The organism is Paraburkholderia translucens, assembly GCF_020881035.1.
Classification (GTDB): Bacteria; Pseudomonadota; Gammaproteobacteria; order Burkholderiales; family Burkholderiaceae; genus Paraburkholderia; species Paraburkholderia translucens.
The window spans coordinates 435,537-461,136 of the sequence record NZ_JAJITC010000003.1; the positions used below are offsets into that span (position 1 = coordinate 435,537).

The window sequence follows — 25,600 nt, forward strand, 5'->3', positions numbered from 1 at the left end:
GCATGGATGCATGACGGTTGAATGAGCGTCTAATTGATGAAGACGTGTGGGCAACGCAAGTTGCAACGCGATTTTTAACGTAACGGGCTGCGGCCCGATTGGCCGAGGTGCCCGGAGGATATGGAAATGACTGACGTTGTGATCGTATCGGCGGCTCGTACTGCAGTTGGCAAATTTGGTGGGTCGCTGGCGAAGACCGCCGCTCCCGAACTTGGCGCGGTAGCTGTGCGCGCCGTACTCGAGCGGGCAGGCGTGAAGCCGGAACAGGTGAGCGAAGTCATCCTGGGCCAGGTGCTGACCGCGGGCTCCGGCCAGAACCCCGCGCGCCAGGCGCTGATCAAGGCGGGCTTGCCGTCGGCCGTGCCGGGCATGACGATCAACAAGGTTTGCGGCTCGGGCCTGAAGGCCGTGATGCTCGCGGCCAACGCGATCATCGCCGGTGATGCCGACATCGTCGTGGCTGGCGGCCAGGAAAACATGAGCGCCGCGCCGCACGTGCTGCCCGGTTCGCGCGACGGCTTCCGCATGGGCGACGCGAAGCTCATCGACTCCATGATCGTCGACGGCCTGTGGGACGTCTATAACCAGTACCACATGGGCGTGACGGCCGAGAACGTCGCGAAGGAATACGGCATCACGCGCGAGCAGCAGGATGCGTTCGCGGCGTTGTCGCAGAACAAGGCGGAAGCCGCGCAGAAGGCAGGGCGCTTCAATGACGAAATCGTGCCGGTCGAGATTCCGCAGCGCAAGGGCGAACCGCTGCGCTTCGTTACCGACGAATTCGTGCGTCATGGCGTAACCGCCGAGTCGCTGGCGGGCCTGAAGCCTGCGTTCTCGAAGGAAGGCACGGTTACGGCGGCGAACGCATCGGGTCTGAACGACGGCGCGGCTGCGGTACTCGTGATGTCGCTGAAGAAGGCGGAAGCGCTCGGCCTCACGCCGCTCGCGCGCATCAAGGCGTACGCGAACGCGGGCGTCGATCCGAAGGTGATGGGCATGGGCCCGGTGCCGGCTTCGCGCCGCTGCCTCGAGCGCGCGGGCTGGACGCCGGCCGATCTCGACCTGATGGAAATCAACGAAGCATTTGCCGCTCAGGCGCTCGCCGTGCATAAGCAGATGGGCTGGGATACGTCGAAGATCAACGTGAACGGCGGCGCGATTGCGATCGGCCATCCGATCGGCGCGTCCGGCTGCCGGATTCTGGTCACGCTGCTGCACGAAATGCAGAAGCGCGATGCGAAGAAGGGCCTGGCGTCGCTGTGTATTGGCGGCGGTATGGGTGTCGCGCTCGCGGTCGAGCGCATTTAAAGTACTGGGTCGCCGCGCGCATTCTCGACCGTTCGCGCGCGGCCGTGCACATTGCCAGTCGGTCGCCCGGCGGCAACGCGGACCAGCATCAGGCGAGGCACGAGGGCGCCGGCGGGCACCTCGACAACGATAACGGAGTGTGATTTATGACACAGCGAATTGCGTACGTAACGGGCGGCATGGGCGGCATCGGCACCAGCATCTGCCAGCGTCTGCACAAAGAGGGCTTTCGGGTGGTCGCAGGCTGCGGCCCGAATTCGCCACGCCGTGCGAAGTGGCTCGACGAGCAGAAAGCACTCGGCTACGATTTTGTAGCGTCCGAGGGCAACGTCGGCGACTGGGAATCGACCAAGGCCGCATTCGACAAGGTCAAAGCCGAAATCGGCGAGATCGACGTGCTGGTCAACAACGCCGGTATCACGCGCGATGTCGTGTTCCGCAAGATGACGCACGAAGACTGGACGGCGGTGATCGACACCAACCTCACCAGCCTGTTCAACGTCACCAAGCAGGTGATCGACGGCATGGTCGAGCGGGGCTTTGGCCGCGTGATCAACATTTCGTCGGTGAACGGCCAGAAAGGCCAGTTCGGCCAGACCAACTACTCGACCGCGAAGGCCGGCATTCACGGATTTACGATGTCGCTCGCGCAGGAAGTCGCGACCAAGGGCGTCACGGTCAATACCGTGTCGCCGGGCTACATCGGTACCGACATGGTCAAGGCGATCCGCCCGGACGTGCTGGAAAAAATCGTCGCGACGATTCCGGTGCGCCGCCTCGGTCAGCCGGACGAAATCGGCTCGATTGTCGCGTGGCTCGCGTCGGAAGAATCGGGCTTCGCCACCGGCGCCGATTTTTCGCTGAACGGCGGCTTGCATATGGGCTGAGCCGTCGGCGCGCCGGCTTGCAAGCGGTGCGCTCTTCGGCTCAGCTCGTTTCGCCGGCGTCCCGGCTGGGCAATGGTCCGATTGCGCAGCCCGGACGCGGTTTCCGCGTTTGCTAAACTCGAGCTTAAAGGCGTTACATGACTACTACTACAAAGAAAACGGCCGAACGACTGATCAAGAAATATCCGAATCGTCGGCTCTACGACACCGAGACGAGCACCTACATCACGCTGACCGATGTAAAGCAACTCGTGCTCGATCAGGAAGATTTCAAGGTGATCGATGCCAAAAGCAACGAGGACCTGACGCGCTCGATCCTGCTGCAGATCATTCTCGAAGAAGAGAGCGGCGGCCTGCCGATGTTCTCGTCGTCGATGCTGTCGCAAATCATCCGGTTCTACGGTCATGCGATGCAGGGCATGATGGGTACGTATCTGGAAAAGAATATCCAGGCCTTCATCGACATTCAGGCGAAGCTCGCCGACCAGTCGAAGAATCTCTATGAAGGCAAGGCGATGAATCCCGAGGTCTGGTCGCAGTTCATGAACATGCAGGCGCCGATGATGCAGGGCATGATGACCAGCTACATCGAGCAATCGAAGAACATGTTCGTGCAGATGCAGGAGCAGATGCAGAACCAGGCGAAGACGATGTTCGCCTCGTTCCCGTTCACGCCGGGCGGCGCGGTCAATGCGACCAACGCGAGCAACGCGCCGGCTGCGCCGCAGGGCAGTCCGGAGCCGGAAAAGAAGTGACGCAATGAGTGGCGGCGAGCTCAGCTCGGGTTGAGGAGGGCTTGTTCGGGGAAGCCAGCACGCGTGCAGCCGACCTTCATCGTCGCGGCAGCGTCCCGCGGTACTGGCTGCGCCAGCGACTGATCGCCTGCGTGTCGTTTTCATTCAGCCTCGTTGCCGATCTGGCCGCGCGGGGCGGGAGTCTGCGGCCGTTGACGCGCTACAATGCCGGACCGCTCGTGCCGTTCCCATTTTCCTTCCGCTGGACCCACCCTATGTTTCAGATCGTTGCCCTGATCGTGTCAGCATCGGCTGCACGGATCAGTCTGCGCTGACCCGCCGTTTACCCCTATCCTCATGAGTCGGCTGTTTCTCGCCCCAATGGAAGGGCTTGCGGACTACGTGCTGCGCGACGTGCTGACGAGCGCGGGCGCTTTCGACGGCTGCGTGTCCGAATTCGTCCGGATAACAGGCTCCCTGCTGCCGACGCGCGTCTACGAGCGCGAGGCGCCCGAAATCCTGCACGCGAGCGTGACCGCCAGCGGCACGCCGATGGTGATCCAGCTGCTCGGCAGCGATCCCGACTGGATGGCGCGCAATGCCGCGCATGCGGCCACGCTGTCGCCCTACGGTATCGACCTGAACTTCGGTTGTCCCGCCAAAGTCGTCAATCAGCATGGCGGCGGCGCGATGCTGCTCGCGAACCCGGAGCTGCTGAACCGGATCGTCTCGGCCGTGCGCGCCGCGGTGCCAGCCAGTGTTGCCGTGACGGCAAAAATGCGCCTCGGCGTGTCCGACACATCACGGGCGATCGAATGCGCGCAGGCGCTCGCGGACGGCGGCGCGGCCTCGCTCGTCGTGCATGCGCGCACGCGCGACGACCGCTACCGGCCGCCTGCCCACTGGGAATGGATCGCACGCATCGACGAGGCCGTCGCGGTGCCAGTCATCGCGAACGGTGAGGTCTGGAGCGTGGCGGACTGGCAGCGCTGCCGCGCGGTCAGCGGTTGCGCGGACGTGATGATCGGGCGTGGCGCCGTGTCGGACCCATTCCTCGCGCAGCGAATCCGCGGGCTCATGGACCCCTGCCCGTCAGCCGACGAATGGCAGCAGGTGCTGCGTTCGATCGTCGGCTACCTGATTAAGCTGCGCGCGCGCGGCACGCTGAGCCACGAGCATGGCCGCGTCAAGAAGTGGCTGAGCTATCTGCAGCGCACCTGGCCGCAAGCGGCCGAACTGCACGCGGCGATCCGTCGCGTGCAGGACACTGACGAAATTCTTTCGGTTGTCGGCGAGGCGCTGGCGGCCGCAGGCACCTCGGCGCCGTCGCGTCAGGACATTTCCGGCGACCAACATAGCGAGCTGAATCAAGCCGATCCGGCCGAGTCCATCTCCGTTTGAAGACTAGAATTCAAAGACTTACGAGCGGTAGCGGTGCCGAACCGCTACAATTCAGGGTTTAACGTCTTCAAGCGGTTCCTCATGTCTTCCACCCCCTCGAACGCTGCGGCCGTGCCGGGCGCCTCGCCGAAAGTCGGCTTCGTTTCCCTCGGCTGCCCCAAGGCCCTCGTCGACTCCGAGCAGATCATCACCCAGCTGCGCGCCGAAGGCTACGAAATCTCCGGCACCTATGACGGCGCGGACCTCGTGGTCGTCAACACCTGCGGTTTCATCGACGAAGCCGTCCAGGAAAGCCTCGACGCCATCGGCGAAGCGCTCAGCGAAAACGGCAAGGTGATCGTCACCGGCTGCCTCGGCGCGAAGAAGAGCGCGAGCGGCGCGGGGCTCATCGAGGAAGTGCATCCGAAGGTGCTCGCCGTGACCGGCCCGCACGCGGTCGGCGAGGTGATGCAGGCGGTGCATAACCATCTGCCGAAGCCGCACGATCCGTTCATCGATCTGGTGCCCGCCGCGGGCGTCAAGCTCACGCCGCGCCACTACGCATACCTGAAGATTTCCGAGGGCTGCAATCACCGCTGCACGTTCTGCATCATCCCGTCGATGCGCGGCGATCTCGTCTCGCGCCCGGTCGCCGAAGTCATGCTCGAAGCGGAGAACCTGTTCAAGTCCGGCGTGAAGGAACTGCTCGTGATTTCGCAGGACACGAGCGCTTACGGCGTCGACGTCAAATACCGCACCGGTTTCTGGAACGGCAAGCCGATCAAGACGCGCATGACCGATCTGGTCGCCGCGCTCGGCGAACTCGCGGCGCAATACGGCGCGTGGGTGCGTCTGCATTACGTGTATCCCTACCCGAGCGTCGACGAAGTGATTCCGATGATGGCCGAGGGTCCGTACAAGGGCCACGTGCTGCCGTATCTCGATGTGCCTTTCCAGCACGCGCATCCGGAAGTGTTGAAGCGCATGAAGCGCCCGGCCAACGCCGAGAAGGTCATGGAGCGCGTGAAGGCGTGGCGCGAGATCTGCCCCGATCTGACGATCCGCAGCACGTTCATCGCCGGCTTCCCGGGCGAGACCGAAGAGCAGTTCGAAACGCTGCTCGATTTCATCCGCGAGGCGGAGCTCGATCGCGTCGGCTGCTTTGCCTACTCGCCGGTAGAAGGCGCGAGTGCCAACGAACTCGACGGCGCGCTGCCCGACGAAGTGCGCGAGGAGCGTCGCGCGCGTTTCATGGAAGTGGCCGAACAGGTGTCGGCGAAGCGCATCGCCAGGAAGGTCGGCAAGACGTTGAAGGTGCTGGTCGACGAAATCAACGCCGATGGCGGCATCGGCCGCACCGCCGCGGATGCGCCGGAGATCGACGGCGTCGTCTATATCGCGCCGGCCACCAAGGCGTCGAAGCGCTACAAGGTCGGCGATTTCGTATCCGTGAAGATAACCGGCGCGGATGGCCACGATCTGTGGGGCGAGGTCTAGGCGATGGTGGTCAACGCGGCCGCGCGGCCTGAGGCTCAAACCCCGGAAATCCTCGCGCTCGGCGAGGCGATGATCGAATTCAACCAGTCGGCGAAGGATCAGCCGAACTATCTGCAAGGCTTCGGCGGCGACACGTCGAACTTCTGTATCGCGGCCGCGCGCCAGGGCGCGCGGACCGGCTTCGTCTCGGCGGTCGGCGCCGATCATTTCGGACGCCTGCTCGTGGACCTGTGGGAGCGCGAAGGGGTGGATACGTCGTTCGTGCGTATCGATCCGCAAGCATCGACCGGCGTCTATTTCGTCTCGCACGGCCCCAGTGGCCACGCGTTCGACTATCTGCGCGCGGGCTCGGCGGCGAGCCGCTATGCGCCGGCCGACTTGCCGCGCGACGCGCTCGCGGCGGCCAAGGTCGTCCATCTGTCGGGCATCAGTCTCGCGATCAGCGTGAGCGCCTGCGATGCCGCGCTCGACGCGATCGCGCATGCGCGCGTGAACGGCGTGCGCGTGAGCTTCGACACCAATCTGCGCCTGAAGCTGTGGCCGCTCGCGCGGGCGCGCGCGGTGATGCTCGAGGCGATCCGCCAGACCGACATCTGCCTGCCGAGCTGGGATGACGTGACCGAACTGACGGGGCTGACTGGCCGCGACGAGATCGTCGACTTTCTGCTCTCGCATGGACCGAGCGTGGTTGCGCTGAAGCTCGGCAAGGATGGCTCGTATATCGCCACGCCGAACGAGCGGCGAGTCGTGCCGGGCCACGTCGTCGATGCGGTCGATGCGACCGGCGCCGGCGACTGCTTCGGCGGCGCGTTCATCGCGCGCATCGTCGCGGGCGACGATCCATTTGCCGCCGCGCGTTACGCGAACGTCGCCGCCGCGCTGTCGACGCAAGGCTATGGCGCGGTCGCACCGATTCCGTCGCGCGAGACAGTCGAGCGGCTGTTGACGGGCTAGCTATCATTTGAGCCGCGCGCGGCGCAACATGGCCCGTGCTGGCGTAATCATCCAGGCAAACTGGAGAGACAACAGGAGGAGCAAGCGATGCAACGGGACGTAGTGGTGGTAAGCGGTGTGCGCACGGCAATCGGCACGTTCGGCGGCAGCCTGAAGGATTTCGCGCCGACCGATCTCGGCGCGCGCGTCGTGCGCGAAGTGCTCGAGCGCGCGAGCGTGTCGGGTGACGAAGTCGGGCACGTCGTTTTCGGCAATGTCGTGCATACCGAGCCAAAGGACATGTACCTCGCGCGCGTCGCGGCGATCAACGGCGGGGTCGCGCAGCATACGCCCGCGCTGACCGTCAACCGGCTATGCGGCTCGGGCTTGCAGGCCATCGTTTCGGCGGCGCAGAGCGTCCTGCTCGGCGACGCCGATATCGCGATCGGCGGCGGCGCGGAAAACATGAGCCGCGCGCCTTACTCGATGCCTGCCGCGCGCTTCGGTCAGCGCATGGGCGACGCGCGTCTCGTCGACATGATGGTCGGCGCGCTCAATGATCCGTTCCAGTCGATCCACATGGGCGTGACCGCCGAGAACGTCGCGCGCAAGTACGAGATCTCGCGCGACGCCCAGGACGCGCTCGCGCTCGAATCGCATCGCCGCGCGGCGCACGCGATCACGAGCGGCTACTTCAAGGAACAGATTCTGCCGATCACGATTGCGTCGAAGAAGGGCGACGTCGTGTTCGGCACGGACGAGCATGCGCGGCTGAACGCAACGGCGGAAGACTTCGCAAAGCTCAAGCCGGTGTTCGTGAAGGAGAACGGCACGGTGACGGCGGGCAACGCGTCGGGCATCAACGACGCCGCCGCGGCCGTCGTGCTGATGGAGCGCGGCGTCGCCGAGCGGCGCGGCGTGAAGCCGTTGGCGCGGCTCGTGTCCTACGCGCATGCCGGCGTCGATCCGGCGTACATGGGCATCGGGCCGGTGCCGGCGAGCCGCAAGGCGCTCGAGCGGGCCGGTCTCACGGTCGCCGATCTCGACGTGATAGAGGCCAACGAGGCGTTCGCCGCGCAGGCCTGCGCGGTCAGCAAGGAGCTCGGCTTCGACCCGGCCAAGGTCAATCCGAACGGCTCGGGCATTTCGCTCGGCCATCCGATCGGCGCAACCGGCGCGCTGATTACCGTGAAGGCGCTGTACGAACTGCAGCGCATCGGCGGGCGCTATGCGCTCGTCACGATGTGCATCGGCGGCGGCCAGGGCATCGCGGCGGTGTTCGAGCGTCTCTGATCGCGTGCGGCGGGCGCGTGCGGCATAGGTAGCAAGCAGGAACAGTAACGAGGATGGACAGCATGCAGGAAGCGAAAGTGACGAAGGATTCGGCAACGCGCGCGTTGCGCCGGCGCGCTGGCGTGGTGGCGAGCGCTGCCGCGCTGCTGTGCGCCGGCGCGGTGCTGTGGACGCCGTCGCAGGCTTGGGCCGAAAGCGATGCGGTCAAGCAACTGGCGGCACCGCCGCCGATCCAGTTGCCGCTGAAACCGAGCCCCGAGTTCGCGAAGTTCCCGCGCTATGCGGGCACGCTCGGCGCGCGGCCGATCGTGCTGCGGCTTGGCCCCAAGACCGATGACCCGTCCGGCGTGCACGGCGAGTATCAGTACACCGATACCGGTGAGGTGATCCTGATCGCCGGCGATCGCGTCGGCGATACGCTCGAGGTCGAGGAATCGAATGACGGCACGCATATCACCGGCAATTGGGTCGGTAAGTTCGCGGCCGACGGCTCGCTCGAAGGCGACCGGATGAATGTCGACGATTCGAGCCCGCAGGAGTTCAACCTGAGGCCGTTGGCGGCCGGTTCGGCCGGCGCGGGGACAGCCAATGCCCCGACCCCGGCGCCGCAACCCGCTGCGGCCAACGGCGCGGCTGCGGCGGCCTCAGCGGCACCGGCAGCGGCACCCGCTGCCGGCGGACATCCGGTGGGCGGCGTCAGCAACCTGCAAACCGGCGACTGACGGGTCTGCGCGCCGCGCATCCGGAATCGCGCAGCGCGGCTAACGTGCCAGTCGCGCTCTCCTGCGTTTTTCATCGAGCTTTACATGACTGAATCCAAACTCAAACGCGCTCTGCAAACCCGCATCGTGCACGCCGAGGACCAGATCACGCCGGGCTTCGAATCGTTCTCGACGCCGGTCACGCGCGCCTCGACGGTGGTGTTCCCCGATCTCGCCGCGATGCGCGCGCTCGACTGGAAGAACGACGCGCAATGGCGTTACGGCCTGCATGCGACGCCGACGCAGATCGCGCTCGCGCAGCGCCTCGCTGCAATCGAGGGCGGCAATCATGCGCTGCTGCAGCCGTCGGGGCTGTCGTCGATCTCGAACGTCTACTTCGGCCTCGTGAAGGCCGGCGACGACGTGCTGATTCCCGATAACGTCTATTCGCCGAACCGCGATCACGGCGACTGGCTCGCGCGCGATTTCGGCGTCACGGCGCGCTACTACGACCCGCTGATCGGCGCGGGCATCGCTAGTCTGATCCGGCCGAACACGCGCCTGATCTGGATCGAGGCGCCCGGCTCGGTGACGATGGAAGTGCCCGACGTGCCGGCCATCACGGCGGCGGCGCGTGTGCGCAAGGTCGTCACCGCGATCGACAACACGTGGTCCGCGGGCCTCGCGTTCCGGCCGTTCGAGCACGGCGTCGACATCTCGGTGCAGGCGCTGACCAAATACCAGTCGGGCGGTGGCGACGTGCTGATGGGCGCGACGATTACGGTCGACCGCGAAGTCCATGTGAAGCTGAAGGCGGCGCGCATGCGCATGGGCATCGGCGTGTCGTCGGACGACTGCTCGCTGATTCTGCGCAGCCTGCCGAGCATGCGGCTGCGTTTCGCGCAGCACGACCGCGCGGCGCTGTCGCTCGCGACGTGGTTGAAGAGCCGGCCGGAAATCGCCGCGGTGTTGCATCCGGCGCTCGCCGATTGCCCGGGGCACGAAGTATACAAGCGTGACTTCACCGGCGCGGGCGGCCTGTTTTCAGTCGTGTTCGACGAGCGTTACAGCGATTCGCAGATCGACACCTTCTGCGAATCGCTCGAGCTTTTTTCGCTTGGCTGGAGCTGGGGAGGCGCGCATAGCCTCGCAATGCCGTATCACATCGCGTCGATGCGGACAGCGGCACAGTGGCCGCACAGGGGCACGCTGGTGCGCTTCTATATCGGTCTCGAGGACGAGGCGGATCTGCGCGCGGATATCGAGCGGAGTCTCGCGACGCTCGCTTGACGCGCGCTGCCGCTGTTCCGCGTGGTGGTTCGAGAAGCCCGCCGGGATGCGTTCCCGGCGGGCTTTTTTGGGCTCCATGCTGCGAAAGCCCCGGCCTCAAATCAACCGCAGCAAGCCATCCAGTCCAACGAAATTGAACGACACGCTGGCTGCCTCGCGCACCACCGGTTTGGCGCGGAATGCAACGGAGAGTCCCGCTTCGGCCATCATCTTCAGGTCGTTCGAGCCGTCGCCCATCGCAATCGCGCGCGACGGCTCGATGCCGAGCGTCGCACAAGTTTCGCGCAGCGTGCGCGCTTTCACGTCGGCATTGACGATCTCGCCGACCACCTTGCCGGTCAGCTTGCCGTCGACGATTTCGAGTGTGTTCGCGCGCGTGAAATCGAGGCCGAGGCGCGCCTTCAGCTTCTCGGTGAAGAACGTGAAGCCGCCCGATACGAGCAGCGTTTTCAGGCCCGCCTGTTTCGCGCCGGAGAGCATGCGTTCGGCGCCCGGCGACAACTGCAGCCGCTCTTCGTACACGCGCTCGAGCGCGCCGGCGTCGAGGCCCTTTAGCAGCGCGACGCGCCGCGTCAGGCTTTCGTTGAAATCCTTGATCTCGCCGCGCATCGCCGCTTCGGTGATCGCCGCGACTTCGGTTTTGAGCCCGCAAAAATCGGCGATCTCGTCGATGCACTCGATCGTGATCAGCGTCGAATCCATGTCCATCGCGACGAGACCAAAGTCGCGCAGCTGCCTCCCTGCATCGACGAACGCGTAATCGAGCTGATGCGCGTAGCAATACGCTTCGACGTCGGCGCGTTGCGTGAGGTTCGCATCGGCGATGCGAATGGCGTTCGCGTCGATGACGGCGGCTTGCGAGCCGCGCGCGAGCGCGACGAGTGTCTTGTGGTGGTCGGCGGAAAGGGGGGCGACGCTTTGAATGACGAGGTTCATGGACGACCAGTGACGCGGGAAAATGGAGGCGCGGGGCGCGCGGAAAATCCCGCTATTGTATCGGTTCCGTGCGCTGCGCCGTCGTGGGCGGCTGGATGGTGAGCCGAGGCACGGCGGGCGCTGGGGAATTTGCGGGTGTGCGGCGGTGCCGGTCCTGCTCGGACCTGGAGGCGGCCTCTGCGGGTATCGGCCGGGCCGCCGTCGAGCGGTAGCCGCTCGGCAAGATTCACTGGAACCCGTGGCACGCTTGCTGCTGCGCTTGATGTCAGGGAATCCGCCCGACAAGGAGCTGACGTGCAACAGCAAACCGAAGCCGCTTCCGAAGAGGCGCCGCAAAAAAGCTCGCCCAACAAGCGCGCGGCGAAAAAGACCGCCAGGACCGCTGCTTCGGAAAGCGCGTCCGCCCGAACCACGGCAAGCCGCACGCGCGCGCAGAGCGAAATCGCCGGCGTGCGCATCTCGCATCCTGATCGCGTGATCGACACAAGCAGTGGGGCAAGCAAGCTCGAACTCGTGCAGTACTACGAATCCATTGCCGAATGGATGCTGCCGCATCTGCGCGAACGGCCGGTTGCGCTGGTGCGCGCGCCCGAGGGTATCGGCGGCGAGCTGTTCTTCCAGAAGCACAGCCAGAAGCTGGCGATTGCCCACGTCACGCAGCATGAGGGACTCGATCCGGGCCATCCGCCGCTGATCACGATCGACACGCTCGCCGCGCTGGTCGGCGCCGCGCAGATGGGCACCGTCGAATTTCATACGTGGAATGCGATTGCGTCGAGCATCGAAAAGCCCGATCGCGTCGTGTTCGATCTCGATCCGGACCCGTCGCTCGGCTGGGAGCGCATGATCGAGGCCGCGCAACTGACGCGCTCGCTGCTCGACGAACTGGGCCTCGAGTCGTTCTGCAAGACGAGCGGCGGCAAGGGCTTGCACGTAGTCGTTCCGCTCGTGAAGCAGGCCGGTTGGGACGACGTGAAGGACTTCTCGCAGGCGGTCGCGCGGCACATGGCGGCGACGCTGCCACGGTACTTCAGCGCGAAGATGGGCGCGCAGAATCGCAAGAAGAAAATTTTCATCGATTATCTGCGCAACAACCGCGGCTCGAGCACGGTGGCGGCATTCTCGGCTCGCGCGCGGCCGGGGCTCGGGGTGTCGGTGCCGCTAGCATGGGATGAACTCGAGAAGACGACGGGTGGCGATCAGTGGAACATCCGCAACGTGCGCGAGCGCGTGGACGGTCTCAAAAGCGACCCATGGGCGAACTATGCGAAGACGCGTCAGCGCATCACGGCCGCAATGAAAAAACGTCTGGGCGGCACGCCATGAGCGATCGTCCGGGTGGCTGAATTCGATCGCACATGCACCGCGCGGACTCGGCGCGCGGTCGGCAAGCTGGTTCCAACAGGGTTTTGAGATGAAATCGGCGCGCAGAAAGCGCGTCCCCGCAAGCCGGTTAACACCCGAGCCGACACGGCACGCGCGGCATCGCGCTTGGCGTTAGACTGACGACGCAGCATGCCAAAACGGTTGCGTGTCTTGCGGCGAGGCAAGCCGGTATAACCCGGCTGAGCTGGGACGTGCGTGAACAACAGTGCACAGGCAGTCGCACCGACGCGAGCGCGCAGCGGCACCACAACGAGGTGACAGTATGAGCTTGCGCTTCAAACTCTCCGCCGTTTCCGTTGTCGCTTCTCTCGCCTGCACGCTCGTGCCGGCTGCTCGTGCAGCCACGCCGATCACGGTGACCAACCAGGCCCCGCTGGACGGTCCGATTCGCTACACCGTTCGCGTCACGTCGAAACAGTTCGGCAATTCCCAGGAAACCCGCACGATCCGCTCGGGCGAATCAGACGACTTCACCTGGAAGACCGTGCCGCCAGGTGGTCCGGTGCCCGGCACGGATGCGTGCCCGGACTACTCGTCGCTGCCGGTCGACGCGAATGGCGCGATGATCCGCCAGACGCAGATCCGCTTCGCGCCGGTGGTGTCGAAAGACGGCACCGCGACCGTGCAATTGAGCTTCCAGGCGCAGACGCCCCATGGCGTCAAAACCGTGACGAGCGGAGGCAAGACGCTCCAGTGTCCGAACGATGTGCGCATGAGCCAGATCGTGCGTTTCACGATGCCGGTCAACGGCACGACAAAAACGCTGACGCTGAGCGACGGCACCGAGGTGGCGATCACCGCGAAGCGTTGAAGACGAGCGGGCAGGGGATTGCCGCGTCCGCGGCCCGCAGCATGCGCTGGTGCGTCATCCCTTGCGCGCCGCGCGCTCGACCAGCCGCGCCGGCAAGAACTGGTGCCCGGCCGAAAAGAGCCGCCGGTACGTGAGCAGCACCGCGCCCACGGTCCCCAGCGCCGACGCCGCCGCGATCAGAAACATGATGACGATCTGATAGCGCACCGCCTGCAATGGCGACTGTCCCGCCAGCACCTGACCGGTCATCATGCCGGGCAGGCTCACGACACCGACCACCGCCATCTGGTTCAACGTCGGCATCATGCCCGCGCGCACCGCCTGGCGGGCTGGCGCCTGCGCGGCCTCCCAGCGCGTCGCGCCGAGCGCGAGCGCCATGTCGACGCGGTCGCGCCGCGCGGTCAGTTCCTCGATCATCCGCTCGATGCCAAGCGACACGCCGGTCAGCGTGTTGCCGAGGATCATGCCGAGAATCGGAATCGCATATTGCGGCGCGTACCACGGATGAATGCGGATCACGACGAACAGGCCCACCGCTGCAACGAGCCATGAACTCACCCAGATCGACAGCACGCTGTCGGCGCGTTGCCCGGCATAGGTGCGGCTGCCGCGCTGGGCGCCGGCGAAACCGGCGATCAGCGTCATCAGGATCATCAGCGGCAGCACGACGTACCAGCGATCGAATTCGAACACCCAGCCGAGCACATAGCCGATCGCGAGTAGCTGGACGACGGTGCGCACCGCGGCCCATGCGAGCTTGCGCTCGAGATCGAGCTTCAGCGCGACCGACACCGCGCCATTCACGACGATCAGCAGCGTCGCGATCGCGACGTCCCACAGGCTCAAATTCTGCAGGGTCATGGGCGGGTCTCCCGAGGCAGTCCGGCAGCAGCGCGGTGTTGGGCTTCGCCGTGGACGGGAAGGTCTTCGCCGAGCACGCCGGCGCGCATCGTCAGATGCCGTTCGCTCATGCGGGCCGCCTGCTCCAGATCGTGCGACACCCATATCGACGCATGACGTCCCGGCGCGGCATCGAACCACGCCCGCACGAGCGCTTCGATCGCGCGCGACGACGCCGGGTCGAGCGATGCGGTCGGTTCGTCGAGCAACAGCACTTGAGGCGCGAGTTGCAGCACGCGGATCAGCGCGGCGATCTGCGCTTCGCCGCCTGACAGCTCGCTCGCGCGCTTGTCGAGAAAGTCTTCGCCACGGCCGGCTCGTATGGCAAGCGCGGCCGCCCGGGCGCGATCGAAGCGCACGTCGCGATATGCGCGCAATTCGAACGGATAGCGCAGATTGTCTTCGACGCTGCCGTCGATCAACGCGGGCCGTTGCCGGATATACGCCACATTGCGCCGATAGCGCGGAATCGCCGCGCGCTCGACCGGCGCGCCATGCCACAGAATGCGTCCCGCATCGATCGGATCAAGTAGCGCGAGCGCGCGCAGAAACACGCTTTTGCCGGAGCCAGATGGTCCGGTGACCGCGACGCGCTCGCCTGCGCGCAGTGCGAAGGTGGCCGGTTGCAACAGCGTCTGGCCGCGCTCGGCATCACGCCGCACGATGCCGTTGGCGAGGACGAAGGGAACATCGGTCATGGTTGGATCGTCGTGGAGAGGGGGCCGGGAACGGTACTTTATCGGCCATGATTCTTCGATGCCGGCGCGACGGCGTCAATGCGCCCGTTGGCGTGTCGGCAAAGTGTGCGCCATGATAAAACCACAACGCGCGACCACGCGCGCCATCGCACGCGCTGGCGCAGCGATGCATGTCGCCGCGCCGGGCACGATAACTGCTGCACGGTGCACAACATAGAACAACAAGCGGAGTTTATTGATGGCAGGGTCGAGCAGCGTCGGACGACGGATCGGAAAAGTCTTTGCATGGCTGCTGGCGGCGCTTGTCATCCTGGTTGTCGCGCTCGTCATCTTCATCCTGACCTTCGACTGGAACCGCGCGCGGCCGTACGTCGACGATAAGGTCAGCCAGGCGATCGGCAGGCCGTTCGCGATCAACGGCGATCTCAAGGTCGGTTGGCGTTCTCCGTCCGGCGAAACCGGCTGGCGCGGCTGGGTGCCCTGGCCGCGCTTTTCGGCAGCCAATATCACGATCGGCAATCCCGACTGGGCCAGGCAGCCGCAGTTCGCGACGCTCGACGAAATCGATTTCGAGGTCCAGGTGCTGCCGCTGCTCGCGCATGACATCGTGATTCCGGCGATCAACCTCGTCAATCCGTCGGTCGATCTCGAACGCCTGGCCGATGGGCGCAACAACTGGACCTTCAAGCTGCCGTCGTCGCGGGGACCGTCGAAGTGGACGCTCGACTTGCACGATGTCGGCTTCGCGAAGGGCAATATCGCGCTGTCGGACCAGCAGAAGAAGGTCGACCTTCGGATGGTCGTCGATACGCTCGGGCAGCCGATTCCGCTCGGCGACGCGCTCAAACAGCAGGAGGCGGCCTCGCGCAGCGCATCCGCGCAGGCGATCGGCCGCGCGGGCGCGAGCAAGCTCGCCGCGCAGGCCGAGGCGCAGGCAGCCTCGGAGGCGAAAGCAGCTTCCGAAGCGCCGGCTGCGGCGCAGGCATCGGCAGCAGCGGGCGCGCCCGCGACGAGCGGCGCCACCGCGCCGGGCGAAGCCGCGCACCAGAGCGCCAGCGCAGCCGCGGCAAAGTCGGGCGCGAGCGGCAGCGCACCTGGCGCACCGCGCGCGAGCCCGCTCTATGCGATCGGATGGACCGTCAAGGGCACATACAACAGCACGCCGGTGTCCGGCAGCGGCAAGCTCGGCGGCGTGCTCGCGCTGCAGGACGTGAACCGGCCGTTCCCGGTGCAGGCCGACGTGAAAGGCGGCGACCTGCATATCGCATTCGTTGGCACGATTACCGATCCGGCGCATCTCGCGGCGCTCGATCTGCGTCTCTGGCTGCAAGGCAACAGCATGGCACGCCTGTATTCGCTGACCGGCGTGACCTTGCCCGAAACTCCGCCGTACGCGACCGAGGGCCATCTGATCGGTCGGTTCAAGTCGAGCGGCAACGTGTTCACTTATGAAAACTTTACGGGCCGGGTCGGCGGCAGCGATCTCAACGGTTCGTTGACCTATACCGCGCGAGAGCCGAGGCCGCTGCTGCAGGGTGAAGTCGAATCGCATCTATTGCAGTTCCCGGATCTCGCGCCGGTGATCGGCGCCGATTCGAAGGCGAGCCAGGCGCAACGCGGCGAAAAGACTCATCAGCCGGCCGATCGCGTACTGCCGGCCGAAGAGTTCCACACCGACCGCTGGAAGGCGATCGACGCCGACGTCAAGTACGCCGGCCGGCGCATCGTCAAGAACCCGAATCTGCCGATCACGGATTTGTACACCCACGTCGTGATGACCGATGGCGTGCTGTCGCTCGTGCCGCTGAAGTTCGGCGTCGCGGGCGGCTCGCTCGCGTCGGACATTCACCTCGATGGCAGCGGGGCGCCGCTGAAGGGGCGCTTTGCCATGTCGGCGCGGCATCTGAAGTTGAAGCAGTTGTTCCCGAACTTCAAGACGATGCAGAACGCGCTCGGCGAGATCAACGGGGATGCGTCGCTGTCCGCGACCGGCAATTCGCCCGCGGCGCTCGCGGCGACTTCGAACGGCGAGCTGAAGGCCCTCGTCACCGAGGGCACCGTAAGCCGTCTGCTGATGGAGGCGGCGGGGCTGAACGTCGCGAACGTCGTGTATGAAAAGCTGTTCGGCGATCGCGACGTGCAGATCAACTGCGCGGCCGCCAATTTCATCGCCACCGACGGTGTGCTCGAGGCGCGTGTGTTCGCGCTCGATACCGGCGACGCGGTGATCAACATCGACGGTCACGTGAATCTGCGTGACGAGACGCTGGACCTTGGCGTGCATCCGCACACGAAGGGCTTCCGGGTCCTTTCGCTGCGTTCTCCGCTGTACGTGAAGGGCACGTTGAAGGACCCGCGCGTCGGCGTCAATGCGGCCGCGCTCGCGTTGCGTGGGGGCGCGGCGGTCGGCCTCGGGCTGATCAATCCGTTCGCGGCACTGATCCCGCTGCTCGCGCCGAGCAACAACAAGCCGCTTGCATGTACGAAATTGCTCGCGCAGGCCCAGCAGATGCCCAAGGCGCCGCCGCCGGGCGTCAAGCAGCCGAACACACCGGTCTCGCACGAGGGCGCGCCGGTCAACGAGTCCTCGGGCGGCGCGTCCAAGCCGGCCGTTTCGGGTCGCAAGCCCGCCGCGCTGTCGCCGGCGAGCGCGGCCGAATACAAGGGGAGTTGATGCTGTCGGCGCGGCCTGCGGCCATGCCGAAGATGGGATGCCGGATGACCGGCGAGATACGACAGGACAAGCTGTCAGTAGCGCTGAACTTCAGGGCGCCTGATGACGCTATCTGAGCGAGCGCGGTGCTGCATCGCCGGCCGCATCCTGACGACGCACGCCGCGGCGGGTACCGATCCGCGTCGCGCCGAACTCCGTCAGAATCTTGCCGCGCGCGCGGCTCGCGAACACGAGGAAGCCGAAGCCGTCCGACTCGTACCAGTAGCCGCCGTTCTCGAGACCATCGAGCGGCTGCTCCAGCGCGTTGGTAATGGATTCGATGCAGCGCCGCCGCAACTCGGCCGGTGCGGGATAGGGGGGCTGCGCGCCGCGCACACTGCATAGCAGTACATCGAGTCCGGGTAGCGCATGCGCATAGAGCACGGGTTCATCCTGCGCACGGGCACGGGCGATCTTGGTGTCGAGCTGACCGAACGGCTTGAAATGCCGCAGAACCGCGAGGAACGACTCGTCGCCGTCCACCTTCGCGCGCTTACGCTTTTTCGGGAAGGACATAAAAATTCGCCTGAAAAGGAATTGCAAGAAACGCTGCGTCCTCATGCGACCACTCCCGGCTTTCGCGCGCCGCACGTCGATCTTTTATAGCATACGACAAGGCCGGATTCACGATGATTCGACGCTACTGCATCGCTCACCGCCTCCCGCACGAATCATGCCGAACCGCCTCGCCGCGCGCATTCGCATCCCAGCACACCTTGTCTCCATCATAGACGCAGGCAGCGCCGAAAAAACATCCCATCCCAATAAAAAAGTCATTTTTATGTGGTCGGGCGCTTGCTGGCGCGCCGTTGAAATATCTCAAATTCACGTCGATAATGGCCGCTCTGGCCGCGCCGCGCCCGCCTCAAGGGGCGCGACGGGTGTGCGCGAGCCCCGCCGTTCGAGTGACAGCCTGAATCACAGCCTGAACGCCCTGACGGGACCATGAAACTATTCACCAAAGGCTTGCTGCTGATCGCGGTACCGAGCGTGGTCGAACTCGCGCTGCTCGGGGTCGTCTTCGATACCCAGGAGCAGACCGCGCAGGCCGCGCAGTGGGTCGACAACAGCAAGCAGATCCTTTACCAGTCGTCGGCCATCGTCGATCCGCTGCTGCGTCAGGCCGCGCGCGTGCGCACGGCCATGGTGACGGGCGACGCTTCGCTGATCGACCGCCATGCGGTGTGGGTCGACCTGAACGACCGGTTCGCGAAGCTCGATACGCTGGTCGCCGAAACGCCATCCCAGGCCGAGCGCGTACGCAATATGCGGCGCGCGATCGACGCGTATCGCGAACAGAGCGTCGCCATTTCGCGGGCGTTGCACGAGGGGCGCAGTCTGCGCCCCTATATCGCGCTCGAAACCGGCGCGTTGCCGCAACAGATCGCCGTGTTCCGCGACGAGCTGGCCCAGTTCGGCGCGGCGGCGGCGCAACTCGACCTCGAGCAGTCGACCGCGCTTGGAGAGCGGCGCGAGCTTCAGCAGCGCGCGCTCATCGCTGCCGTGTTCGGTTCGATGCTGATCTGGGCGGTCACCGCGTTCGTGTTCGCGCGCGGCATCGGCCAACGCCTCGAAGTCCTGACCGATAACGCCGAGCGGCTCGGCAGCGGCCGGCCGCTCGCGGCGCCATTGTCGGGCAGCGACGAAATCGCCGCGCTCGACACGGTGCTGCATCAGACCGACGCGCGACTGCGCGAGGCCGAAGCCGAACAGGAGGCCCTGAAGACGCAGCTCGAAACACGCGCGCTGCAACTGGCAGCCGTCAATGAGGAATTGCGCCAGGAAACGCAGGACAACGAGATGTTCATCTACAGCGTGTCGCACGATCTGCGCTCGCCACTCGTCAATCTGCAGGGTTTTTCGAAGGAGCTGCACGTATCGTGCGACGAGCTCGACGGCATCATCGGGCAGGCTCGCCTGCCTGAGCGTGAGCAGCGGCGCATGACGCAGATCCTCGACGGCGACGTGCGCGAATCGCTGCACTATTTGCGCACCGCGGTCGCGCGCGCGGCGGCGATCATCGACGCGCTCCTGCGCATCTCGCGCGCGGGACGGCTCGAATACCAGTGGCAGCGGGTCAGCGTCGGACGCGCGGTGGCGCGCGTCGTCGATGCGCTGCAAGGCGCGATCGAGCAGCGCGCGGCGAGCGTCACGGTGCGCGAGCTGCCGCCCGCATGGGGCGACCCGGCGGCGATCGAGCAGGTCTTCAGCAACCTGATCGGCAATGCGCTGAATTTTCTCGATCCGGCGCGCCGCGGGCGCATCGAGGTCGGCGCGCTGGAGCCCGGACCTGTCGACGAGAGCGAACCGCGCGCGGCCCGTATGCGCACCTATTACGTCCGCGACAATGGGCTCGGTATTCCGGCCGGGTATCTGTCGAAGGTGTTTCGCGCATTCCAGCGTCTGCACGGGGACGTCGCGAGCGGCGAGGGGATCGGTCTGGCGCTGGTGCGGCGCACGGTCGAGCGGCACGGCGGGCGCGTCTGGGTCGAATCGGCTGAAGGCGCGGGCTCGACGTTTTTCGTGGTACTGCCCGAACAGCCGGTGCGCCTGTGAGCGCGGCGCATGCCGGCGCGAGCAGTGACGCCGCCATCCTGGCCGCGGCACGCATGACGAATCGTTGGTACGGAGAGCCTATGAATCACGCGCAAACGGTCAGCATCGTTCTGATCGAAGACGACGACGGTCACGCGACGCTTGTCGAGCGCAATCTGCGCCGCGCCGGCATTTCGAACGGCTTCATGCGCTTTCGCGACGGCCAGCAGGCGCTCGATTATTTCTTCGGCCCCGCGCCCGCGCAGCCATTGACCGACGCCGACGGCCGTCCGTATCCATCGCGCGAAAATCTCGCGAATTTCGTCGTGCTGCTCGATCTGAAGATGCCGCGCGTCGACGGCTTCGAGGTGCTGCGGCGTCTGAAGGAAGCCCCCGAGACCGCCGCGGTGCCGGTGATCGTGCTGACCACCACCGACGATCCGCGCGAAATCGCGCGCTGCTACGAGCTCGGCTGCAACGTCTATATCTGCAAGCCGGTCGAATACGATGCGTTCATCGAGGCCGTGCGCCGGCTCGGCTTCTTCCTGCAAGTGGTCAAGCTGCCGCCGGGGCATCGGCTCGCGCCGCCCTGAAGCTGTCCGAAAGCCGTTCATGACAAGATAAGCCCCGAACTGACCCAGAGAAGATCTGCATGACCCAAGAAGTGTCCACGCCGCACGCCGCATACGTGCTGGTCGTCGATGACGACGAAGGCATCTTGCGACTCGCGCGCAAGTCACTCGAGCGCGCCGGCTGCCGGGTGGCGATCTGCGCCGGCGTCGAGGCGGCCCGCGAGCGCCTCGCGAACGGCGGCCCCGATCTGCTTGTGCTCGACTATCAGCTGAGCGGTCCCGAGACCGGGCTCGATTTCTTCAGGCGTCTGCGCGCGGAGGGCGTGCGCATTCCGGCGATTCTCGTGACCGGCTTCACCGACGAATCGCGCGTGATCGAAGCGCTGCGCTCAGGCGTGTCCGACGTGGTGCCGAAGTCCGGTGACTATCTCGACTATCTGCCGGAAGCCGTGGAGCGCGTGCTCTCGCAGGTACGGCTGCAACGCGCGTCCGACGAGGCGCTGCTGCTGCGCGATCGCGAACTGCACTACCGGACGCTCTCGGAAGCGTTGCCGCATCTCGTGCTGACTTGCGACGCGGCCGGAAATTGCGACTTCCTGTCGAAGCAGTGGCGCGACTACACCGGCTTGCCCGAACACGGCTCGCACGGTCTCGCCTGGCTCGACGCCGTGCATCCCGACGATCGCGAGCAGATCCGGCGCAGCTGGCTACAGGCGGTCGCGAGCCGCAGCGGCGACTATCGCCAGGAGATGCGGATTCGCCGGCACGACGGCGAGTACCGCTGGTTCGACGTGCGGGTGGTCGCGATGCGCGACGCCGATGGCAACGTCAGCAAATGGTTCGGCAGTTGCACCGACATCCACTCGCAGCGCGAGGCGATCGAGGAGCGCGAGCGACTGCTCGAGTCGGAGCAGGCCGCGCGCCAGGCCGCTGAAGAAGCGAATCGCGCGAAGGACCGTTTTCTCGCGATGCTCTCCCACGAATTGCGCACGCCGCTCACGCCGGTGCTCGCGGGCGCGAGCGTGCTCGAGATGATCCCCGGGCTGCCCGAGCAGGCACGCGCGAGCGTGCGGATGATCCGCCGCAACGTCGAGCTGGAGGCGCGGCTGATCGACGACCTGCTCGATCTCACGCGCGTCGCGAACGGCAAGCTTCGGCTGTCGCTGGAGACCGTCGACGTGCACGAGGTGATCGACAGCGTGCTCGAACTCTTTCGCAGCGAAATCCAGGTCAAGCAGCAGGACGTGCATGTCGAGAAGCACGCGACGCATCACTACGTGCTCGCCGATCGCGCGCGCCTGCAACAGATGCTGTGGAACCTGATTCGCAACGCCGCGAAGTTCACGCCGGACGGCGGTCATATCTATGTGCGCACGCGCGACGAACGCATGCAGGTGCAGATCTCGGTCGAAGACACCGGCATCGGCATCGAGCCCGAGCAGATCGGCAAGCTGTTCAATGCGTTCGAGCAGGGCGACCAGAAGATGACGCGGCAGTTCGGCGGCCTCGGTCTGGGTCTCGCGATCACGAAGGCTTTGACCGACGTGCACGGCGGTACCGTGACCGCGCAGAGCCCCGGTCCGCATTGCGGCGCGACCTTCACGATCACGCTGCCGACCGCCGCGGCGCCGGCCGCCGCTCAGCCGGTCATCGTGCCGAGCACGGCGCAGCCGGCAAGCTCGCTGACGGTGCTGCTGATCGAGGATCACATCGATACCGCCGACGTGATGGCGCAGTTGATGCGCAGCGTCGGCCATGACGTGACGGTGGTCGGGCGCGTCGACGATGCGCTTGCGGCGACGCAGCTGCGCAGCTTCGATCTGGTCGTCAGCGATGTCGGGTTGCCTGATGGCACCGGCCTCGATTTCATCAAGGCGTTTCGCGAACAGTCGGACGTGCCTGCGGTCGCCCTGACCGGCTTCGGCACCGACGAGGACGTGCGCCGTTGTTTGAGCGCGGGCTTCACGTCGCATTTGACGAAGCCTGTCAATTTCGGCCAGCTCGAAACGATGATGGAAAGCGCGGCGCAATTGAAGGCGCGCAAGGGCGCCTGAGAACCTAGCGCTGCTGATTTTTCAGCGTATCGCGGATCTCGCGCAGCAGCAGCACGTCTTCTGGTGTCGGCGGCGGCTCGGCCGGCGCGGCTTCGGCCGGTTTGCGCAGATTGTTGATGAACTTGACCATCATGAAAATGATGAACGCGAGAATGATGAAGTTGATCAGCACGGTAATGAACGAACCGTAGCCGATCACCGCCACGCCCGCCGTTTGCAGGTCTTTATACGATTCCGGATTCCCTTTGTAATTCGCCGGAATATGGCCGAGGCGAATGTACATATTGGAAAAATCGAGGCCGCCGGTAGCGAGCCCGACAACCGGCATGATCAGGTCTTTGACCACGGAATTGACGATGGTGGAAAAAGCGCCGCCGATAATCACACCGACCGCCAGATCCATCACATTGCCCTTGAGGGCAAATTCTTTGAATTCCTGGATCATGCTCATGGGTGCACCTCCCCTGATATCGATAGCCGAATAATACCAACCTGAGGCGGATCGGCTAGTGCCTTAGCCGCCTTGCACCAGGGCGATTCGTTGCGCGTCGCTAATGTGGAAACTGTGACGCTCCATGACGCGCGCGCTCCAGATGCGCGGCAAAACTGACCGGGTCGATGTTGGTGCCGCACAGCAGCACACCTACGCGTTTGCCCTGCAACGGGTCGCGCAGCGGCCCAAGCAGCGCCGCGGTAGCGGCCGCGCAGGCCGGCTCGACCGCGAGCTTTAGCTGATCGAAGAGGATCAGCATTGCCGCGCGCAACTGGTCGTCCGACGCCGTCACGAGCCGATCGATATGGCGGCGGCACAATTCGTAGCTGTATTGTTCGGTATGCGGCGACATCAGCGAATCGGCGATGCTGTACATATGGCCCATTCTGACCGTGTGGTTGGCGGCGAAGCTCCTGCGCATCACGTCCGAGCCTTCGGGCTCGACGCCGTACACATGCATGTTCGGATTCGCGAGCCGCAGCGCCGTGGAGACGCCGGCCGCGAGTCCTCCGCCTCCGATCGGCACGATCACCGCTTCGAGGTCGGGCGTTTGGGTCGCCCATTCGTAGCCGAGCGTGGCCGAGCCGAGCACCGTGCGATAGCCGTTGAACGGATGCACGAAATACCGGCCTTCCTCGGCCTCGATGTGGCGTACCAGCTCGAACGCTTCGGCGAGATCTTCGGCATACACGATGTCGGCGCCGTACTCGCGGCATAGCGCGACGCGCGCAGGATTGGCTGCGCTGAACAGCACGACTTTCGCGCTGACGCCCAGCCGCATCGCCGCATAGGCGACGGCCACCGCATGATTGCCACCCGATACGCAGGTGACGCCTGCGCTCTTTTGCGCATCGTCGAGCGCGAGCAGGTTCGTGAAGGCACCGCGTGCCTTGAAGCTGCCGCCGGCCTGCAGCAGTTCGAACTTGAAGTTGACGACGGTGCCGTGCAGCGACCCGAAGTCGAGCCGGTCGAACACCGGCGTGCGCGCGACCCACGGCGTCAACGCAAAGTGCTGCGCGGCGATGTCGTCGAGCGTGGGGATCGGCTCGCCGTCGATCGTGTGATCCGTGTGCTGCGGCATGGCGCTGGACATGGCGGTCGCTCCGGAGTCGTCGGTATCGGTAAGACTCGTTGCGCGGCGCGCTGGTTCAGTGCGGCTGCGCGCCGCTGCAACGAAGGAGGCTAAGCGGCCTCGACCGACATGCTGTGGATGAACTTGTGCAAAAAGCGCTCGCACGCGACGAGCTGCTCGAGCTCGACGAATTCGTTCGCCTTGTGCGCCTGCTGGATGTCGCCGGGACCGCAGACGATGCTCGGAACACCGGCGTTGGAAAAGAGGCCCGCTTCGGTGGCGTATGCGACCTTGCGCTTGTCCTGGTCGACCGTCAGCGCGCGCACGAGCTGCGTGATCGCGGCCTGTTCGGACGAATCGAGGCCGGGCGCCGCGGCGATCTTCGTGATCTCGATCGCGGCCGACGGATGCTCGCGCAGCATTTTCGGCAGCAGCGTTTCGCGCGCGTAAGTGTCGATGCGCGCGAAGATCTGCTCGGGATCGAGCGTCGGCAGATTGCGGAATTCGAACTGGAACCGGCACTCGGCCGGCACCGTGTTGACCGCGTTGCCGCCCGTGATCGTGCTGGTCTGCGCGGTGCTGAACGGCACGTCGTACAGTTCGTCGAACGGGCCTTGCTCGCGGAATTGGTCGGCCATGTCGCGGATGTAGCAGATCAGGCGTGCCGCGTACTCGATCGCGTTCAAGCCCTTCGGCGTCAGCGACGAATGCGCGGCCTGGCCGCGCACGCAGCAGTGATACGCGTTGATGCCCTTGTGCGCGATGATCGGGCGCATGCTGGTCGGCTCGCCGACAATGCAGCCGTCTGGCTTCACCCCACGCTTCATCAGATCGGCGATCATGAGCGGCGCGCCGACGCAGCCAATTTCCTCGTCGAACGACAGCGCGAAGTGAATCGGCTTCGCGAGCTTCGTGCGCTGCATGTCCGGCAGGAGGGTGAGCGCTGCGCCGATGAAGCCCTTCATGTCGCACGTACCGCGGCCGTACAGCTTGTCGCCGCGGATCTCGGGCTTGAACGGATCGCTGTCCCATTGCTGGCCGTCCACCGGCACGACGTCCGTGTGGCCCGACAGCACGACGCCGCCGTTCGTTTCGCCATCGTGCGCGGGTATCGTCGCGAACAGGTTCGCCCATTGGCCGCCCTTGCCGTGCGTGAGCGTCGCCTCGACGCCGGCCGCGCGCAACGCGTCGCGCACGGTTTCGATCAGGCCGAGATTCGGATTGCGGCTCACCGTGTCCATCGATACGAGACGGGTGACCCAGGGCAGAGATACCGGAGATGCGGGAGCAGCGAGGGAGGCGGAAGACTGCGACGATTGCGCCGTTTCAGCGACTTGAGGCATGACATGACTCCGGCATTAGAGTCTATCGATCATATCCCAAATTGGATGCTCTCAAGGTCTTCCG

Annotated in this window: 23 protein-coding genes and 1 pseudogene; 17 read left to right on the forward strand and 7 right to left on the reverse strand. The window is 65.4% G+C overall.

Translation table 11 applies throughout. The features are described from left to right. Positions 1-126: 126 nt before the first annotated feature. The 10 genes from LJ655_RS07555 to LJ655_RS07600 all read left to right on the forward strand — a co-directional run bounded on the left by LJ655_RS07555 (position 127) and on the right by LJ655_RS07600 (position 10,023). Entirely contained in the window at positions 127-1,308 is a 1,182-nt protein-coding gene (locus LJ655_RS07555; protein WP_230560621.1) for an acetyl-CoA C-acetyltransferase, read from the forward strand. A 146-nt stretch (positions 1,309-1,454) separates the two neighbouring features. Next, positions 1,455-2,195: a 3-ketoacyl-ACP reductase gene (locus tag LJ655_RS07560; RefSeq protein ID WP_230560622.1), complete on the forward strand. Its 741-nt coding sequence runs from the start codon at positions 1,455-1,457 to the stop codon at positions 2,193-2,195. A gap of 137 nt (positions 2,196-2,332) precedes the next feature. Next, a complete protein-coding gene (gene phaR, locus LJ655_RS07565) occupies positions 2,333-2,950 on the forward strand; it encodes a polyhydroxyalkanoate synthesis repressor PhaR (RefSeq protein WP_230560623.1) in 618 nt (205 codons plus the stop codon). A gap of 41 nt (positions 2,951-2,991) precedes the next feature. Further along, positions 2,992-3,264: a hypothetical protein gene (locus tag LJ655_RS07570; RefSeq protein WP_230560624.1), complete on the forward strand. Its 273-nt coding sequence runs from the start codon at positions 2,992-2,994 to the stop codon at positions 3,262-3,264. A gap of 22 nt (positions 3,265-3,286) precedes the next feature. Beyond that, positions 3,287-4,330 (forward strand): tRNA dihydrouridine synthase, encoded by a 1,044-nt coding sequence (locus LJ655_RS07575; protein ID WP_230560625.1) that lies wholly within the window; start codon positions 3,287-3,289, stop codon positions 4,328-4,330. Positions 4,331-4,411: 81 nt separating this feature from the next. Beyond that, positions 4,412-5,806 carry a 30S ribosomal protein S12 methylthiotransferase RimO gene (gene rimO / locus LJ655_RS07580; RefSeq protein ID WP_230560626.1) on the forward strand — a complete coding sequence of 465 codons (1,395 nt, stop codon included), beginning with the start codon at positions 4,412-4,414 and terminating at the stop codon, positions 5,804-5,806. A 3-nt stretch (positions 5,807-5,809) separates the two neighbouring features. Next, positions 5,810-6,760 (forward strand): sugar kinase, encoded by a 951-nt coding sequence (locus LJ655_RS07585; RefSeq protein WP_230560627.1) that lies wholly within the window; start codon positions 5,810-5,812, stop codon positions 6,758-6,760. 87 nt (positions 6,761-6,847) lie between these two features. Beyond that, on the forward strand, positions 6,848-8,032 hold the full coding sequence (gene bktB, locus LJ655_RS07590; protein WP_230560628.1) for a beta-ketothiolase BktB: 1,185 nt from the start codon (positions 6,848-6,850) through the stop codon (positions 8,030-8,032). 62 nt (positions 8,033-8,094) lie between these two features. Continuing rightward, positions 8,095-8,754: a hypothetical protein gene (locus LJ655_RS07595; RefSeq protein ID WP_230560629.1), complete on the forward strand. Its 660-nt coding sequence runs from the start codon at positions 8,095-8,097 to the stop codon at positions 8,752-8,754. Between the two features lie 84 nt (positions 8,755-8,838). Then, positions 8,839-10,023 carry a cystathionine beta-lyase gene (locus tag LJ655_RS07600; RefSeq protein ID WP_230560630.1) on the forward strand — a complete coding sequence of 395 codons (1,185 nt, stop codon included), beginning with the start codon at positions 8,839-8,841 and terminating at the stop codon, positions 10,021-10,023. A 96-nt stretch (positions 10,024-10,119) separates the two neighbouring features. Here the strand turns inward: LJ655_RS07600 and serB are convergent, their stop codons facing one another. Then, positions 10,120-10,959, reverse strand: coding sequence for a phosphoserine phosphatase SerB (gene serB / locus LJ655_RS07605; protein ID WP_230560631.1), 840 nt, complete (start codon positions 10,957-10,959; stop codon positions 10,120-10,122). 258 nt (positions 10,960-11,217) lie between these two features. On the opposite strand from serB, the pseudogene ligD reads away from it, so the two are divergent. Together ligD and LJ655_RS07615 are read left to right on the forward strand one after the other, a co-directional pair. After that, positions 11,218-12,285 (forward strand): annotated as a pseudogene (ligD, locus tag LJ655_RS07610) (DNA ligase D); the annotation flags it as partial. Between the two features lie 322 nt (positions 12,286-12,607). Further along, the gene (locus LJ655_RS07615; protein ID WP_230560632.1) at positions 12,608-13,156 is read left to right on the forward strand and encodes a DUF6013 family protein; all 549 of its coding nucleotides are present in this window, start codon (positions 12,608-12,610) and stop codon (positions 13,154-13,156) included. A 54-nt stretch (positions 13,157-13,210) separates the two neighbouring features. Here LJ655_RS07615 and LJ655_RS07620 read toward each other — a convergent pair whose 3' ends face one another. Both LJ655_RS07620 and LJ655_RS07625 read right to left on the reverse strand, forming a co-directional pair. Further along, positions 13,211-14,017, reverse strand: a complete 807-nt coding sequence (locus LJ655_RS07620; RefSeq protein ID WP_230560633.1) for an ABC transporter permease — start codon at positions 14,015-14,017, stop codon at positions 13,211-13,213. Next, positions 14,014-14,754, reverse strand: coding sequence for an ABC transporter ATP-binding protein (locus LJ655_RS07625; RefSeq protein ID WP_230560634.1), 741 nt, complete (start codon positions 14,752-14,754; stop codon positions 14,014-14,016). The genes LJ655_RS07620 and LJ655_RS07625 overlap by 4 nt, the downstream gene beginning before the upstream one ends. A 238-nt stretch (positions 14,755-14,992) precedes the next feature. On the opposite strand from LJ655_RS07625, the gene LJ655_RS07630 reads away from it, so the two are divergent. Next, positions 14,993-17,428, forward strand: coding sequence for an AsmA family protein (locus LJ655_RS07630; RefSeq protein WP_230560635.1), 2,436 nt, complete (start codon positions 14,993-14,995; stop codon positions 17,426-17,428). A 108-nt stretch (positions 17,429-17,536) separates the two neighbouring features. On the opposite strand, the gene LJ655_RS07635 is transcribed toward LJ655_RS07630, so the two are convergent. Continuing rightward, on the reverse strand, positions 17,537-18,028 hold the full coding sequence (locus LJ655_RS07635; protein ID WP_230560636.1) for a hypothetical protein: 492 nt from the start codon (positions 18,026-18,028) through the stop codon (positions 17,537-17,539). A 112-nt stretch (positions 18,029-18,140) separates the two neighbouring features. On the opposite strand from LJ655_RS07635, the gene LJ655_RS07640 reads away from it, so the two are divergent. From LJ655_RS07640 to LJ655_RS07655, 4 genes are all read left to right on the forward strand, one after another. Then, the gene (locus LJ655_RS07640) at positions 18,141-18,416 is read left to right on the forward strand and encodes a hypothetical protein (RefSeq protein WP_230560637.1); all 276 of its coding nucleotides are present in this window, start codon (positions 18,141-18,143) and stop codon (positions 18,414-18,416) included. Continuing rightward, positions 18,413-20,023: a sensor histidine kinase gene (locus tag LJ655_RS07645; protein ID WP_230560638.1), complete on the forward strand. Its 1,611-nt coding sequence runs from the start codon at positions 18,413-18,415 to the stop codon at positions 20,021-20,023. The genes LJ655_RS07640 and LJ655_RS07645 overlap by 4 nt, the downstream gene beginning before the upstream one ends. A gap of 80 nt (positions 20,024-20,103) precedes the next feature. After that, the gene (locus LJ655_RS07650; RefSeq protein ID WP_230560639.1) at positions 20,104-20,595 is read left to right on the forward strand and encodes a response regulator; all 492 of its coding nucleotides are present in this window, start codon (positions 20,104-20,106) and stop codon (positions 20,593-20,595) included. A 59-nt stretch (positions 20,596-20,654) separates the two neighbouring features. Beyond that, entirely contained in the window at positions 20,655-22,628 is a 1,974-nt protein-coding gene (locus LJ655_RS07655) for a hybrid sensor histidine kinase/response regulator (protein ID WP_230560640.1), read from the forward strand. 4 nt (positions 22,629-22,632) lie between these two features. Here the strand turns inward: LJ655_RS07655 and mscL are convergent, their stop codons facing one another. From mscL to argE, 3 genes are all read right to left on the reverse strand, one after another. After that, positions 22,633-23,079, reverse strand: coding sequence for a large conductance mechanosensitive channel protein MscL (gene mscL, locus LJ655_RS07660; RefSeq protein WP_230560641.1), 447 nt, complete (start codon positions 23,077-23,079; stop codon positions 22,633-22,635). Between the two features lie 100 nt (positions 23,080-23,179). Next, positions 23,180-24,214 (reverse strand): threonine/serine dehydratase family protein, encoded by a 1,035-nt coding sequence (locus LJ655_RS07665; protein ID WP_230560642.1) that lies wholly within the window; start codon positions 24,212-24,214, stop codon positions 23,180-23,182. Positions 24,215-24,303: 89 nt separating this feature from the next. Beyond that, entirely contained in the window at positions 24,304-25,536 is a 1,233-nt protein-coding gene (gene argE / locus LJ655_RS07670; RefSeq protein ID WP_230560643.1) for an acetylornithine deacetylase, read from the reverse strand. Between the last annotated feature and the right edge of the window lie 64 nt (positions 25,537-25,600).

What these genes read in the sequence shown, in the direction of transcription:
- LJ655_RS07555 (WP_230560621.1), top strand. Translation starts at nt 127, where the DNA reads ATGACTGACGTTGTGATCGTATCGGCGGCTCGTACTGCAGTTGGCAAA.
- LJ655_RS07560 (WP_230560622.1), top strand. Translation starts at nt 1,455, where the DNA reads ATGACACAGCGAATTGCGTACGTAACGGGCGGCATGGGCGGCATCGGC.
- phaR (WP_230560623.1), top strand. Translation starts at nt 2,333, where the DNA reads ATGACTACTACTACAAAGAAAACGGCCGAACGACTGATCAAGAAATAT.
- LJ655_RS07575 (WP_230560625.1), top strand. Translation starts at nt 3,287, where the DNA reads ATGAGTCGGCTGTTTCTCGCCCCAATGGAAGGGCTTGCGGACTACGTG.
- rimO (WP_230560626.1), top strand. Translation starts at nt 4,412, where the DNA reads ATGTCTTCCACCCCCTCGAACGCTGCGGCCGTGCCGGGCGCCTCGCCG.
- LJ655_RS07585 (WP_230560627.1), top strand. Translation starts at nt 5,810, where the DNA reads ATGGTGGTCAACGCGGCCGCGCGGCCTGAGGCTCAAACCCCGGAAATC.
- bktB (WP_230560628.1), top strand. Translation starts at nt 6,848, where the DNA reads ATGCAACGGGACGTAGTGGTGGTAAGCGGTGTGCGCACGGCAATCGGC.
- LJ655_RS07595 (WP_230560629.1), top strand. Translation starts at nt 8,095, where the DNA reads ATGCAGGAAGCGAAAGTGACGAAGGATTCGGCAACGCGCGCGTTGCGC.
- LJ655_RS07600 (WP_230560630.1), top strand. Translation starts at nt 8,839, where the DNA reads ATGACTGAATCCAAACTCAAACGCGCTCTGCAAACCCGCATCGTGCAC.
- serB (WP_230560631.1), bottom strand. Translation starts at nt 10,959, where the DNA reads ATGAACCTCGTCATTCAAAGCGTCGCCCCCCTTTCCGCCGACCACCAC.
- LJ655_RS07615 (WP_230560632.1), top strand. Translation starts at nt 12,608, where the DNA reads ATGAGCTTGCGCTTCAAACTCTCCGCCGTTTCCGTTGTCGCTTCTCTC.
- LJ655_RS07620 (WP_230560633.1), bottom strand. Translation starts at nt 14,017, where the DNA reads ATGACCCTGCAGAATTTGAGCCTGTGGGACGTCGCGATCGCGACGCTG.
- LJ655_RS07625 (WP_230560634.1), bottom strand. Translation starts at nt 14,754, where the DNA reads ATGACCGATGTTCCCTTCGTCCTCGCCAACGGCATCGTGCGGCGTGAT.
- LJ655_RS07630 (WP_230560635.1), top strand. Translation starts at nt 14,993, where the DNA reads ATGGCAGGGTCGAGCAGCGTCGGACGACGGATCGGAAAAGTCTTTGCA.
- LJ655_RS07635 (WP_230560636.1), bottom strand. Translation starts at nt 18,028, where the DNA reads ATGAGGACGCAGCGTTTCTTGCAATTCCTTTTCAGGCGAATTTTTATG.
- LJ655_RS07640 (WP_230560637.1), top strand. Translation starts at nt 18,141, where the DNA reads ATGCCGAACCGCCTCGCCGCGCGCATTCGCATCCCAGCACACCTTGTC.
- LJ655_RS07645 (WP_230560638.1), top strand. Translation starts at nt 18,413, where the DNA reads ATGAAACTATTCACCAAAGGCTTGCTGCTGATCGCGGTACCGAGCGTG.
- LJ655_RS07650 (WP_230560639.1), top strand. Translation starts at nt 20,104, where the DNA reads ATGAATCACGCGCAAACGGTCAGCATCGTTCTGATCGAAGACGACGAC.
- LJ655_RS07655 (WP_230560640.1), top strand. Translation starts at nt 20,655, where the DNA reads ATGACCCAAGAAGTGTCCACGCCGCACGCCGCATACGTGCTGGTCGTC.
- mscL (WP_230560641.1), bottom strand. Translation starts at nt 23,079, where the DNA reads ATGAGCATGATCCAGGAATTCAAAGAATTTGCCCTCAAGGGCAATGTG.
- LJ655_RS07665 (WP_230560642.1), bottom strand. Translation starts at nt 24,214, where the DNA reads ATGTCCAGCGCCATGCCGCAGCACACGGATCACACGATCGACGGCGAG.
- argE (WP_230560643.1), bottom strand. Translation starts at nt 25,536, where the DNA reads ATGCCTCAAGTCGCTGAAACGGCGCAATCGTCGCAGTCTTCCGCCTCC.